General features: G+C 61.2%; 13 protein-coding genes and 1 pseudogene. 9 read left to right on the plus strand and 5 right to left on the minus strand.

Features of this window, described 5'->3' with window-relative positions; all coding sequences use genetic code 11:
• Positions 1-271: 271 nt before the first annotated feature.
• Both argF and DNK06_RS03480 read left to right on the plus strand, forming a co-directional pair.
• The gene (gene argF / locus DNK06_RS03475) at positions 272-1,192 is read left to right on the plus strand and encodes an ornithine carbamoyltransferase (protein ID WP_131178638.1); all 921 of its coding nucleotides are present in this window, start codon (positions 272-274) and stop codon (positions 1,190-1,192) included.
• On the plus strand, positions 1,189-2,274 hold the full coding sequence (locus tag DNK06_RS03480; protein WP_131178639.1) for an ABC transporter ATP-binding protein: 1,086 nt from the start codon (positions 1,189-1,191) through the stop codon (positions 2,272-2,274). The genes argF and DNK06_RS03480 overlap by 4 nt, the downstream gene beginning before the upstream one ends.
• On the opposite strand, the gene DNK06_RS03485 is transcribed toward DNK06_RS03480, so the two are convergent.
• From DNK06_RS03485 to ybaK, 3 genes are all read right to left on the minus strand, one after another.
• On the minus strand, positions 2,271-3,056 hold the full coding sequence (locus DNK06_RS03485; RefSeq protein WP_131178640.1) for a PhzF family phenazine biosynthesis protein: 786 nt from the start codon (positions 3,054-3,056) through the stop codon (positions 2,271-2,273). The two genes, DNK06_RS03480 and DNK06_RS03485, sit on opposite strands and share 4 nt — an antisense overlap.
• Positions 3,057-3,160: 104 nt before the next feature.
• A complete protein-coding gene (locus tag DNK06_RS03490; protein WP_131178641.1) occupies positions 3,161-3,937 on the minus strand; it encodes a substrate-binding periplasmic protein in 777 nt (258 codons plus the stop codon).
• Positions 3,938-4,403: 466 nt separating this feature from the next.
• Positions 4,404-4,871, minus strand: coding sequence for a Cys-tRNA(Pro) deacylase (gene ybaK, locus DNK06_RS03495; RefSeq protein WP_131178642.1), 468 nt, complete (start codon positions 4,869-4,871; stop codon positions 4,404-4,406).
• Between the two features lie 364 nt (positions 4,872-5,235).
• On the opposite strand from ybaK, the gene DNK06_RS03500 reads away from it, so the two are divergent.
• The 4 genes from DNK06_RS03500 (at position 5,236) to glpD (ending at position 10,400) form a co-directional block, all read left to right on the plus strand.
• Positions 5,236-6,084, plus strand: coding sequence for an MIP/aquaporin family protein (locus DNK06_RS03500; RefSeq protein ID WP_131178643.1), 849 nt, complete (start codon positions 5,236-5,238; stop codon positions 6,082-6,084).
• Positions 6,085-6,156: 72 nt separating this feature from the next.
• A complete protein-coding gene (gene glpK / locus DNK06_RS03505; RefSeq protein WP_131178644.1) occupies positions 6,157-7,662 on the plus strand; it encodes a glycerol kinase GlpK in 1,506 nt (501 codons plus the stop codon).
• 95 nt (positions 7,663-7,757) lie between these two features.
• Positions 7,758-8,513 (plus strand): DeoR family transcriptional regulator, encoded by a 756-nt coding sequence (locus DNK06_RS03510; protein ID WP_131178645.1) that lies wholly within the window; start codon positions 7,758-7,760, stop codon positions 8,511-8,513.
• A gap of 282 nt (positions 8,514-8,795) precedes the next feature.
• Positions 8,796-10,400, plus strand: a complete 1,605-nt coding sequence (gene glpD / locus DNK06_RS03515) for a glycerol-3-phosphate dehydrogenase (RefSeq protein WP_131178646.1) — start codon at positions 8,796-8,798, stop codon at positions 10,398-10,400.
• Here glpD and DNK06_RS03520 read toward each other — a convergent pair.
• Positions 10,324-11,313, minus strand: a complete 990-nt coding sequence (locus tag DNK06_RS03520) for an alpha/beta fold hydrolase (RefSeq protein WP_131178647.1) — start codon at positions 11,311-11,313, stop codon at positions 10,324-10,326. The genes glpD and DNK06_RS03520 overlap by 77 nt on opposite strands.
• A gap of 211 nt (positions 11,314-11,524) precedes the next feature.
• Here DNK06_RS03520 and metR point away from each other — a divergent pair, with 211 nt between their 5' ends.
• The 3 genes from metR to DNK06_RS03535 all read left to right on the plus strand — a co-directional run bounded on the left by metR (position 11,525) and on the right by DNK06_RS03535 (position 13,297).
• Positions 11,525-12,445, plus strand: coding sequence for a transcriptional regulator MetR (metR, locus tag DNK06_RS03525; RefSeq protein WP_131178648.1), 921 nt, complete (start codon positions 11,525-11,527; stop codon positions 12,443-12,445).
• A gap of 54 nt (positions 12,446-12,499) precedes the next feature.
• The gene (locus DNK06_RS03530; protein ID WP_131178649.1) at positions 12,500-12,823 is read left to right on the plus strand and encodes a DHCW motif cupin fold protein; all 324 of its coding nucleotides are present in this window, start codon (positions 12,500-12,502) and stop codon (positions 12,821-12,823) included.
• A gap of 81 nt (positions 12,824-12,904) precedes the next feature.
• On the plus strand, positions 12,905-13,297 hold the full coding sequence (locus DNK06_RS03535; RefSeq protein WP_131178650.1) for a protease inhibitor I42 family protein: 393 nt from the start codon (positions 12,905-12,907) through the stop codon (positions 13,295-13,297).
• Positions 13,298-13,310: 13 nt separating this feature from the next.
• Here the strand turns inward: DNK06_RS03535 and DNK06_RS03540 are convergent.
• Positions 13,311-13,458, minus strand: a pseudogene (locus DNK06_RS03540) (IS5/IS1182 family transposase); the annotation flags it as partial.

A 13,458-nucleotide genomic window follows, 5' to 3' on the forward strand; every position in this document is an offset into this window, starting at 1 on the left:
TCGAGTCGCCATCATGGGCGTCTCAAGGTCATCACACCAGCAGCCTCATCGCCGTGAATCCCCGGCCCATCAGGGCGGTGCATCAGGCGCCGCCGGCAGGCCGATCAGGGCGTCACACCTGGCAGTCCGGGCGGATTTGCGCGTAGGCGTCATTTACTTATAAGATCGGCGGCTTCCCCGTTTCGTCGCACTGTGCGGCCCCCAGCCGCAGGTTCTCCCGTTTTTCCGTGAAAAAAGGAGCCTGCGCCCAGTTGTCAAAAGGTAGTTAACGATGAGCGCAAGACACTTTCTCTCGCTGAAGGACTGCACACCGGATGAACTGGTGGGCCTGATCCGACGCGGCATGGAGCTGAAAGGCCTGCGCAATAGCGGCGTGCTGTTCGAGCCGCTGAAAAATCGTGTGCTGGGCATGATCTTCGAGAAGGCCTCGACCCGTACCCGCCTGTCTTTCGAAGCCGGCATGATCCAGCTCGGTGGCCAGGCCATCTTCCTGTCGCCACGGGATACCCAGCTGGGCCGCGGCGAACCGATCAGCGACTCGGCCATCGTCATGTCGCGCATGCTCGACGCGGTCATGATCCGCACCTTCGCCCACAGCACCCTGACCGAATTCGCCGCCAACTCCCGCGTGCCGGTGATCAATGGCCTGTCGGACGATCTGCACCCGTGCCAGTTGCTGGCTGACATGCAGACCTTCCATGAGCAGCGCGGTAGCATCGTCGGCAAGACCGCAGCCTGGATCGGCGACGGCAACAACATGTGCAACTCCTATATAGAAGCCGCCATCCAGTTCGACTTCAAACTGCATGTCGCCTGCCCGCAAGGCTACGAGCCGAACGCCGCGCTGCTGGCCGAAGCGGGCGAGCGCGTGAAGATCTTCCGCGACCCGCGTGAGGCGGTTGCCGGCGTTCATCTGGTCAGCACCGATGTCTGGGCGTCCATGGGCCAGGAAGAGGAAATCGCCGAGCGCCACAAGCTGTTCGCGCCCTACCAGGTGAACCGCGCCCTGCTCGATGCGGCCGATGACAATGTGCTGTTCCTGCACTGCCTGCCTGCCCACCGTGGCGAAGAGATCAGCGTGGATCTGCTCGATGACCCTCGCTCAGCCGCCTGGGATCAGGCAGAAAACCGTTTGCATGCGCAGAAGGCGCTGCTCGAATTCCTCGTCGAACCGGCGTATCACCACGCATGAGCCAGCCGATGCTGTTGAGCCTGCGTAACCTGGGTTGCGGCTACGGTGAGCAGCGCATCGTGCAGAACCTCAACCTGCACCTCAATCCGGGCGACATCGGTTGCCTGCTCGGCCCATCCGGCTGTGGCAAGACCACCACACTGCGTGCCATCGCCGGTTTCGAGCCGGTGCTGGAAGGTGAAATCCGCCTGGCTGGCGAAGTGATCTCCAGCCCGGGTTTCACCCTTGCGCCGGAAAAACGCCGTATCGGCATGGTCTTCCAGGACTACGCCCTGTTCCCGCACCTGAGCGTGGCGCAGAACGTGTCCTTCGGCATCCGCAAGCAGGCCGACTGCGACCAGGTCACTCGTGAGCTGCTGGAACTGGTGAAGCTCGATCACCTGGGCAAACGCCATCCGCACGAACTGTCCGGCGGGCAGCAACAGCGCGTGGCACTGGCTCGGGCACTGGCCACCAACCCGCAACTCCTGCTGCTCGACGAGCCGTTCTCCAACCTCGATGGCGAGTTGCGCCGGCGCCTCAGCCATGAAGTGCGCGACATTCTCAAGAGCCGTGGCACCAGCGCGATTCTGGTCACTCACGATCAGGAAGAAGCCTTTGCCGTCAGCGATCAGGTCGGCGTCTTCAAGGCCGGGCATCTGGAGCAATGGGACACGCCGTTCAACCTCTACCACGAACCACAGACCCCCTTCGTCGCCAGCTTCATCGGCCAGGGTTACTTCATTCGTGGCCAGTTGCAAGCGCCGGACGAGGTGCACACCGAACTGGGCAGCATCCGCGGCAATCGCGCCTATGCCTGGCCTGTCGGTAGTGCAGTGGACGTGCTGTTGCGCCCGGACGATATCGTCCACGACCCGCAGAGTTCACAACAGGCGCTGATCGTCGGCAAGAGCTTCCTGGGCGCCGCGACCCTGTACCGCCTGCAATTGCCCACCGGCTGCCAGCTGGAAGCATTGTTCCCCAGCCATGCCGATCACCAGCCCGGCGAACAGGTCGGAATTCGAATCGCTGCGGATCACCTGGTCGCGTTCGCCGCAGCGGGCAGCGTGGCGGCACCCTCGATACTGGAACGAAACGACTAGATGTCGAGGTGCAGTCGGCCGCTACTTACCAGGTAGGCATGGCCGGCGATCTTCACCCGCTCCCCGTCCAGGCGGCACCAGAGAAACCCGCCGCGCTTGCCGCCCTGGTAGGCGCTCAACTCACTCTTGCCCAACTGCTGCGTCCAATAAGGCGTGAGGATGCAATGGGCGGAGCCGGTCACCGGATCCTCGTCGATACCGACTGCCGGGGCGAAGTTGCGTGACACGAAATCGACAGCCTGGCCCGGCGCAGTGACGATGACTGCATCCCTGGGTAACCTGGCCAACGCTCGTAGGTCGGGGCAACAGGCGCGCACCGCAGCTTCAGATTCGAGCAGCACCAGCAATTGCGGGGCATCCAGTACGGCGACTGGAGTCTGCCCAAGGATCTCGGCCAAACCCTCGGGCACGGCGATGGGCGTTGGCCGCTGGCACGGGAAGTCCAGAACCAGGCGATCCTTTTCGCGGCTCACTGCCAGCATGCCGCCTGCGTACACGAAGTCGATGCGCTCACCGGGCTCGCCGTAGCACTCGAACAGCACATGGGCGCTGGCCAGCGTCGCATGCCCGCACAGTGGCGCCTCGGCCGTCGGCGTGAACCAGCGGATGCGCCAGGCCGCCCCCTCCTTCACCACGAACGCGGTTTCAGCCAGGTTGTGCTCGGCGGCGATCTGCTGCATCAACGCGCTATCGAGCCAGTACTCGAGACGATAGACAGCAGCCGGGTTACCGGCGAAAGGCCGGTCGCTGAACGCATCGACCTGATGGAACTCGAGGGGCATGAGGATAACTCCTGTCGGCGAGCGAGAAGGGTCAGCATGTCTGCATCTGCACCGTCCGTTGCGATACAGCGAGCCCCCAATGTGGCGTAACAGTGAGGAAAATATCAACGTTCCGGGCGAATCCCGTAGCGCTGCAAGAGGGCATTCAGGCGGCCATCCTGGCGATAGCGGCGCACACCTTCGTCGAAGATATCGCGATAGCGGGCACTGGAGGAAAGCACGGGCGAAAAGGCGATATAGATCGGCACATCCGGCACTCGGCAACCGACCTCGATCAGATCACCGGCATTGCCGTGCTGATCGAGATACATGGACATCACCCAGGTGTTTTCCAGCATCGCGTCGAGGCGCCCCAGCTCGACCTTGCGCACGTTCAGCGCCAGCGCCTGCTCACCAGCGGCAAACTGTAGACGATCCAGATTCTTCTGGTGACGATGGATGTAGCCATCGATCTCCTCGCCATAGCTGTAACCATTGATCACTCCCAGGCGAATCTGCCCAAGGGATGCCAGGCCGGTATAACGCCAGGCGCTGTCGGCACGAGCGTAGAAACAGTTACGGGAAATACCGGGCGCTGCATCGCCGAAAATGAAATCAGGGGCATCACGAATGCCAGCGCCGACCAGCGCGTTGACTCGGCCGTTACGCACATCCTGCACCGCACGCGCCCAGTTGGTGACGCGGTACTCCACCTCGATACCCGCCTCGGTAAAGATCTCCCTGGCCAACTCGACGAAGATGCCAGGCCGCTCGGCATCCTGAGCACAATTGACCGGACACCAGACGTCTGCCTCCATAACCAGGGTTTCGGCCCTGAGGCAGGTACTGCCCAGCATCGCAACAGTCAACAGGCTGCCTGCCACCCACCGAAATCCTTTCATCGCCCGCAAGCCTCCTGCTTCTGTTTCCGAGCGCGATCAATCTTCGCTGCGCACCCGTTGTAGCGCATCCAGCCAGCCAGTCACTCATGGCGCACTACGCACATGGTCGAAATTACGCGCGGCTGACCGTGTCAGTGTCTGGCGATCGCTTCAAGGTCACCGTAAAAACCAACCTGCATGCCGACCAGATCAGCGACTCCATACAAGCTGATTCCGATCATACAGGGACGCGCAATCCCCGCCCACGCGTGCGCTTCAAGGCTGCAGCACGCAATCGTTTCACTGCACAGTTTCGCGTGCGACATCACATTCCCTGAGTCAGGCTTTCAGCAGGTCGCGGGTGACTCACCGCTCGCGGTGAAACGGTAGCAATTACCGCCACCACGAGGAGGCGGCCCAATGGCCAACAGCATCGATGATCATCGCGCAGCCGCAGAGGACGCCTGAACCGGTCAGGGGCTCGAGACTATCGACCGATGACAGCGAACTGCGCCTGCGTATGTTGGGCGAGGATTTCAGCGCTCAGTTCGACCTCGAGCCCACGACGCCCGGCACTGACATGGATGCGAGGGAAATCGAGGGCGCTGCTGTCGATGAAAGTACGCAGGCGCTTCTTCTGCCCCAGCGGGCTGATACCGCCGACCAGGTAGCCGGTTGCCCGCTGCGCCACATCGACTGCGGCCATATCGACTTTCTTCACACCCGCCGCCTGGGCCAGCGCTTTCAAATCCAGCGTTCCGACGACCGGTACCACCGCCACCAGCAACTCCCCTTTTTCACTGCTGGCCAGCAGCGTCTTGAATACCTGTGCGGGATCGAGATCGAGCTTCTCCGCCGCCTCCAGGCCGTAGGACACCGCCTTGGGATCATGTTCGTAACTGTGGATTCGATGTTCGGCGCGAACCTTTTTCAACAGATCCAGTGCAGGGGTCATGGCAGCTCCAGGCGAAAGGTAAGAGCAAAACAGATCGCAACGATTCTAGCGCCGCTCGTCAGCAAAAAGCTCTGTTTCAATCCTGAAACGCGGATCTTGAATCGTGCGCCACGATGGAACCTATCACTCGCGCCACTGACTTATTGAACCATGCATACGATTGGTATCGAAAAAAATGACCGCCCCACAACGTTCATTTTTTGACAATACTCATTATTTGTATATATTTTTTTCGATAATGAACATTTTGTAGTGGCATCACCGTCACTCCCATCAGCCATGGCGATTTTGCAAACGGCGCCCTCTGGAGGTCTCGCCCCTGCTCTGCAACAGCGCCATACAACAACAAAAATCGAGGTTCACCATGACAGCTGCTCCACGACAACCATCACTATCGGGCCAATGCATGGCCGAGTTTCTGGGCACGGCGCTGCTCATTTTCTTCGGCACTGGATGCGTTGCCGCTCTCAAGGTCGCTGGTGCAAGCTTTGGTCTCTGGGAGATCAGTATCATCTGGGGGATCGGCGTCAGCATGGCGATCTACCTGACTGCCGGTGTTTCCGGCGCGCACCTGAATCCTGCGGTGAGCATCGCTCTGTGGCTCTTCGCCGGTTTTGAAAAACGTAAATTGCCGTTCTACATCCTCACCCAGATCGCTGGCGCTTTCTGCGCTGCCCTGTTGGTCTACACACTGTACAGCGGCCTGTTTTTCGAATTCGAACAAGCCCACCAGATGGTTCGCGGCTCCCAGGCCAGCCTTGAGCTGGCTTCGGTCTTTTCCACCTTTCCTAATCCGGTACTGTCCACCAGCCAGGCGTTCATGGTGGAAATGGTGATCACCGCAGTCCTGATGGGGGTGATCATGTCCCTGACCGATGACAACAACGGCCTGCCTCGCGGCCCGATGGCACCACTGTTGATCGGCCTGCTTATCGCTGTGATCGGTAGCTCGATGGGCCCGCTGACCGGGTTCGCGATGAATCCGGCTCGCGACTTCGGCCCCAAGCTGATGACGTTCTTCACTGGCTGGGGCGAGATCTCGCTCACTGGCGGCCGTGATATTCCATACTTCCTGGTGCCGATCTTCGCCCCGATCCTCGGTGCCTGCCTGGGCGCAGCGGTCTACCGTGGCATGATTGCCCGGCATCTGCCCAGCGCGACAGACGCCCCCGCGGTAGAACGGGCCGCCGTTAGCGACGTCAAAGTTTCCTGAATCCAACGACGCGCGATCCTCGAACGGATCGCTCGCCATTCACCCTCCGCTCATTCGTCCAAGGCAATCGACATGACCGACATTCAAAACAAGAATTACATCATTGCCCTCGATCAGGGCACGACCAGCTCCCGGGCGATCATTTTCGATCGCGACGCCAACGTGGTATGCATCGCCCAGCGTGAGTTCACTCAGCATTACCCGCAAACCGGCTGGGTCGAACACGACCCGATGGAAATCTTCGCGACCCAGAGCGCGGTGATGGTCGAAGCGCTGGCGCAGGCCGGCCTGCATCACGACCAGGTGGCTGCGATCGGCATCACCAACCAGCGTGAAACCACGGTCGTCTGGGACAAGAACACCGGCCGGCCGATCTACAACGCCGTCGTCTGGCAATGCCGCCGGAGCACCGAAATCTGCCAGCAGCTCAAGCGTGATGGCCTGGAGGAATACATTCAGGAAACCACCGGCCTGGTCACCGATCCCTACTTCTCCGGCACCAAACTCAAATGGATTCTCGATCACGTCGAAGGCAGCCGTGAACGCGCCCGCAACGGCGAGCTGCTGTTCGGCACCATCGATAGCTGGCTGATCTGGAAATTCACCGGCGGCAAGACACACATCACCGACTACACCAATGCCGCGCGCACCATGCTCTTCAACATCCACACACTGGAGTGGGATGCGAAAATGCTGGAGGTGCTGGACATTCCGCGGGAGATGCTCCCGCAAGTGAAGTCGTCTTCGGAAATCTACGGCCACACCAAGAGCGGCATCGCCATTGCCGGTATCGCTGGCGACCAGCAGGCAGCGCTGTTCGGCCAGATGTGCGTCGAACCAGGGCAAGCGAAGAACACCTACGGCACCGGTTGTTTCCTGCTGTTGAACACCGGCGACAAGGCGGTGAAATCCCAGCACGGCATGCTCACCACCATCGCCTGCGGCCCACGCGGCGAAGTGGCCTACGCTCTGGAAGGCGCAATCTTCAACGGCGGATCCACCATCCAGTGGCTGCGTGATGAGCTGAAGGTCGTCAACGACGCCTACGACACGGAATACTTCGCGGGCAAGGTCAAGAACAGCAATGGCGTGTACCTGGTACCGGCCTTCACCGGCCTGGGCGCGCCCTATTGGGATCCCTATGCCCGTGGTGCCCTGTTCGGCCTCAGCCGTGGCGTGAGCATCGACCACATCATCCGCGCCGCCCTCGAATCCATCGCCTATCAGACCCGCGATGTGCTCGACGCCATGCAGCAGGACTCCGGTGAACGCCTGAAATCCCTGCGGGTAGACGGCGGTGCGGTGGCCAACAACTTCCTCATGCAGTTCCAGGCCGACATCCTCGGCACCCAGGTGGTGCGTCCGCAAATGCGCGAAACCACCGCCCTGGGTGCAGCCTACCTGGCAGGCCTGGCGTGCGGCTTCTGGGGCAGCCTGGAAGAGCTGCGCGGCAAGGCGGTGATCGAGCGCGAGTTCCAGCCACAACTGGCGGAAGCGGAAAAAGAACAGCTGTATGCGGGCTGGAAAAAAGCCGTCAGCCGTACCCGCGACTGGGAACCCCACGACGAGGCCAAATAGGCCCTCGGCCGGATTGGTCTCCGGCTGTAACTGGCAGTGAGCGGATTCGTGCGGCATCATGGGCAAATTCTGCATGGCAGCCCCAAGGATCCCCCATGAATCTGCCTCCCCGTCAGCAGCGAATCCTCGACCTGATCCGTGAGCGCGGCTATGTCAGCATCGAGGAGCTGGCCACTCTGTTCGTCGTTACTCCGCAAACCATCCGCCGAGACATCAACCAACTGGCGGACGCCAATCTGCTGCGTCGCTACCACGGCGGCGCCGCCTATGACTCAAGCGTGGAAAACACCGCCTACGCCATGCGCGCCGATCAGATGCGTTCCGAAAAACAACGCATCGGCGAAGCTGTCGCCGCACAGATCCCCGATCACGCCTCGCTGTTCATCAATATCGGTACCACCACCGAATCCATCGCTCGCGCCCTGCTCAATCACAGTCACCTGAAGATCATCACCAATAACCTGCACGTAGCCTCGATGCTCAGTGCCAAGGATGATTTCGATGTGTTGCTCACCGGCGGCAACGTTCGTCGTGACGGCGGCCTGGTAGGCCAGGCCAGTGTCGACTTCATCAACCAGTTCAAGGTCGATTTCGCCCTGGTAGGCATCAGCGGCATCGACGACGACGGCAGCCTGCTGGACTTCGACTATCAGGAAGTGCGGGTTTCCCAGGCGATCATCGCCAATGCCCGCAAGGTGATCCTGGCCGCCGACTCCAGCAAATTCGGGCGCAACGCCATGATCCGTCTCGGCCCCATCAGCCTGATCGACTGCCTGGTGACCGACCAGCAGCCGGTACCAGCACTGAGCCAGTTGCTCGATCAGCACAAGGTCCGTCTCGAAGTGGTCTGACCCTCACTCGCTATCGCACTTCCCTTCCCTACCCGCGCCCGGACGATGGAACGGCTGATTGCCATCGTCCTCGAGAGGCTCCCTGCCTCCTCCGCCGTTCATTCGAACGCAACCCGAACCTTCCACGGCTACAGTCATGGGTTCGTGTATTTTCATTCCAGCGTACGGTGATGAGTTTTTTCAATCGAATCTCACTGGATACGTGACTCTTCATGCGCTAGTATTTTCGAAAATGAACATAGATGTTCGAATTCAAATGCAAAAGCAACACGAGGCCTGACGATGCCCACATCCAGCTTGTCCACCAGCCCGCTGTCCGAGATTTACGACATTGCCGTCGTTGGCGGTGGTATCAACGGTACCGGCATCGCCTGTGATGCAGCCGGTCGTGGCCTGTCCGTGTTCCTTTGCGAGAAGGACGATCTCGCCCGACATACCTCATCGGCGAGCAGCAAGTTGATCCACGGCGGCTTGCGCTACCTGGAGCATCACGAGTTCCGCCTGGTGCGCGAGGCTCTCGCCGAACGCGAGGTATTGCTGGCCAAAGCGCCACACATCGTCAGCCCGATGCGCTTCATCCTGCCCCACCGCCCGCATCTGCGCCCTGCCTGGCTGATCCGTGCCGGGCTGTTTCTGTATGACAACCTGGGTAAACGCAAAGCGCTGCCCCGCTCACGCGGTTTACGCTTCGATGCGGGCAGCCCGCTCAAGGCGGAGATCAGCAAGGGCTTCGAATATTCGGATTGCTGGGTAGATGACGCACGACTGGTAGTGCTAAACGCCATGGCCGCCCGCGAGCACGGCGCCCACGTGCACACCCATACGCGCTGCGTCAGCGCACGGCGCAGCAAGGGGTTGTGGCACATACACCTGGAACGAGACGACGGCAGCCTGTTCTCGATTCGCGCCAAGGCGCTGGTCAATGCCGCTGGCCCCTGGGTGGCGCGCTTTATCCGCGACGATCTGAAACAGCAATCGCCCTACGGCATTCGTCTGATCCAGGGCAGCCATATCATCGTGCCGCGGCTGTTCGACGGTGAACAAGCCTACATTCTGCAAAACGAAGATCGCCGTATCGTCTTCGCCATTCCGTACCTCGATCGCTTCACCCTGATCGGCACCACCGACCGTGAATACAACGGCGACCCGGCCACGGTCAGCATCAGCGACGAGGAAATCGATTACCTGTTGCAGGTGGTCAACGATCATTTCCGCGAATCGGTCAGCCGTACCGATATCCTCCACAGCTACGCAGGCGTGCGGCCACTGTGCGACGACGAATCGGACGAGCCGTCGGCGATCACCCGCGACTACACCCTGTCGTTGTCGGCTCAGGGTGACGAACCACCGCTGCTATCGGTGTTTGGCGGCAAGCTGACCACCTATCGCAAGCTGGCGGAGTCGGCATTGGCGCAGTTGGCGCCCTTCTTCCCCAACCTTGGCGCACGCTGGACGGCGGAGGCGCCTCTGCCTGGTGGCGAACAGATGCAGGATCGGCAAAGCCTCATCGACGCGCTCTGTGAACGTCACGGCTGGCTGGATACGTCGCTGGCACGCCGCTGGGCCGCCAGTTATGGCAGCCGTACCTGGCAGTTGCTCGCGGACGTGGAGAACGCGGATCAACTGGGCGAAGACTTCGGCCACGGTCTGTACGCCCGCGAGGTGGATTACCTGCGCCAGCACGAATGGGCGACCGAGGTAGACGACATCCTCTGGCGGCGCAGCAAGCTCGGCCTGTTTCTGTCCCCGGCGCAGCGCAGCAAACTGCAGCGCTACCTGACTCCGCAAGCGCACCCGGCAGCGTCGAGCCCTACATCTGCACCAGTTGCGCATCCAGGCGATGAGCCTGCAGATGTGGCAGCACGGCCGCCAGCAACGGCGCCTTGAAACGCTCCTGAAGGCGGTGGGCGAGCCCAGGGATCAGCCGCAGCTCACTACCACGAACATGCGCGGCCACATGTACACCATGCATCACCGGCAACAGTGGATCAGCCGTGCCGTGTACCACCAGCGTCGGCACCTGCAGGCGGTTGAGCAGATCCACCCGGCTGGTCTCGGCCAGAATCGCCAGCAGTTGCCGCTCCACCCCCAGCGGATTGAAGGCACGGTCGTAAGCGACCTCGGCCTGGTGCAGCAACATCGCACGGTCATCCACCACCGTCGGGCTGCCCAGCGCGGCCAGTAGATCGGCCTGCTGCTCAAGCGCCACCTCGCGGCTGGGTGCGTCACGGCGGGACAACAGTCGCAACAGCGCAGGGCTCGGCGCCGGCAGCCCCTGGGCACCGGAGCTGGTCATCACCAAGGTCAGACTACGCACCCGCTGCGGCGCCATATCGGCGACGTGCTGGGCGATCATCCCGCCCATACTGGCGCCGAGCAGATGGAATTGACGAATGCCCAGGACATCCATCAGACCCAGCGCATCACCGGCCATATCACGCAGCTCATAAGGCGCTCCGACTGATAGCCCCAGCCGGTAGCGCAGCACTTCGTAGGCCAGGTTGACGGTGGGTGCCTCGGCATTCCAGCGGCTCAGGCCAACATCCCGGTTGTCATAGCGAATCACCCGAAAGCCCTGCTCGCACAGCTGCTCCACCACGTCATCCGGCCAGTGGATCAATTGTCCACCCAGGCCCATGACCAGCAACAGCGCCGGGTCGCTATCGCGCCCGATGCTCTGGTAAGCCAGACTTACCTCGCGCAGAGACACGCGCTCGACGTCCGAGCCGACCTTGCATGTTTCAGTCGCCAGGGACGACAGGCTGCACAGCAAGGCAGCCAGAAAAATCACGACGCGCATCATTGATTCCATAAGCGATAAACCGAATAGCCAAGCAGTGTCGCAGTGATCGGCAGAAGCCCGCTGCCACACAATGGTGACAGTTTGATGAAACCTGCCAGGTGGGCGGTGCAAGTCCGGCTCGACAGTGAACGAACACTGGGACACACTGCTGCCCATGAAAAGCGCTCATCTTCCAGAGCGCTCAGTTGAATATCTCGCAGGTCAGCATATGCTCGAAATACGCCATTTGAAGACGCTTCACGCCTTGCGTGAGACCGATAGCCTGGTCGAGGCCGCTGAGCGCCTGCACCTGACCCAGTCGGCGCTGTCGCACCAGTTCAAGGAACTGGAGGAGCGCCTGGGCATGCAACTGTTCGTACGCAAGACCAAACCGGTGCGTTTCACCAGTGCCGGGCTGCGCCTGCTACAGTTGTGCGACAGCGTGCTACCCCTGCTGCGCAGCGCCGAGCGGGATCTGTCGCGCCTCGCCGGCGGCACTGCGGGCCGCCTGCACATGGCCATCGAATGCCACAGCTGCTTCCAATGGCTAATGCCGACCATCGATCAGTTTCGCGATGCCTGGCCGGAAGTGGAGCTGGATCTGGCCTCCGGTTTTTCCTTCGCACCGCTACCCGCCCTGGCCCGCGGCGACCTCGACCTGGTGGTGACTTCCGATCCCGTGGAACTGTCCGGCATCACTTACGTACCGCTGTTCACCTATGAAGCCATGCTGGCGGTGGCCAATCAGCACGCGCTGGCCAACCGGCCATTCATCCGTCCCGAGGATCTGACCCGGGAAACCCTGATCACCTACCCGGTGGAACGGGATCGATTGGACATCTTCACGCGTTTTCTCGAACCCGCCGATATAGAACCGGCCCAGGTACGCACCTCCGAGCTGACGGTGATGATGATGCAGCTGGTGGCCAGCGGCCGTGGTGTTTGCGGCCTACCCAACTGGGCGCTGCACGAGTACAGCTCGCGCGGCTACGTGACCGCCAAGCGCCTGGGCGACAAGGGGCTGTTCGCCACGTTATATGCCGGCATCCGCACGGACATGCTCGATGCACCGTTCATGCGCGACTTCCTGCTCACCGCCAAGGACACCTCCTTCGCCAACCTCGAAGGGGTCAGCGTCGCCCGGCAGTGACGGCTCAGGCTGCGCCTGATGACGCCCTGAACACTCTCCCGACGGAAACTCCCCATGAACATCAGCGATATCCCTTTTGGCATTACCGACCAGGTGGACGCCACCGAGCATCCCGGCGAAACGGGCGTAGCCCACTGGCGAACCCGCCAGTTCGGCGCGCTACGCGTGCGCATGGTCGACTATTCGCCCGGTTATCTGGCCGATCACTGGTGCAGCAAGGGCCATATCCTGCTGTGCCTGGAAGGCGAGCTGCATACCGAACTGGAAGATGGTCGCCGCTTCGTGATGACCGCGGGCATGAGCTATCAGGTCGCCGATCAGGCCGAGGCGCACCGCAGTTCGACGAATAGCGGCGCGCGGCTGTTCATCGTCGATTGACCCTTGTCGTACGGCAGCACGGGTTACAGGCCGCCCATCAGCGGCTATGCTGACGAGCGTTTCCAGCCACCGGAGCCACTGATGACCTTCTCCCACAGCCTGTCGCTCCTCGCGACAATAGCCTTGTTGAGCGCCTGCGCGAGCCAGTCCAGAAGCGTCACCGTGCAGGAGCAAAGCCAGTGCCCGATCAACCTGCACGCCGGCCAGCAGGTGATCCTCAGCCTGCCGAGCAACCCCACCACCGGTTATCGCTGGGCGGTGCGCGAAGATGCCGCGAGCATACTCAAGAGCCTCGGCCCTGAAGTTTACAGTGCCGCTGAAAACTCCGATCTGGTCGGTGGCGCTGGTCATTCCACCTGGCGTTTCCAGGCGACTGGAAGCGGTGAAGCACGCCTGCTGCTGACTTATGCACAGCCCTGGGATGCCAGCGCCGAACCGGCCGAGACCTTCGATTGCCGGATTCGTGTTCGCTAGGGTCTGTTGAGATTCATCGTGAATTGATAATGGTAGCGGCAAGATTGACCATGGCGCAAAAGCTTGCATCGGTCTTGTCACAGCGCATTGCAATACGCTTGAACTCCTTGAGTTTGCAAAAGAAGTTTTCGATCAAGTGCCTCCACTTGTAAACCTCCAAA

It is taken from the genome of Phytopseudomonas daroniae (assembly GCF_004327285.1).
Lineage (GTDB): Bacteria > Pseudomonadota > Gammaproteobacteria > Pseudomonadales > Pseudomonadaceae > Aquipseudomonas > Aquipseudomonas daroniae.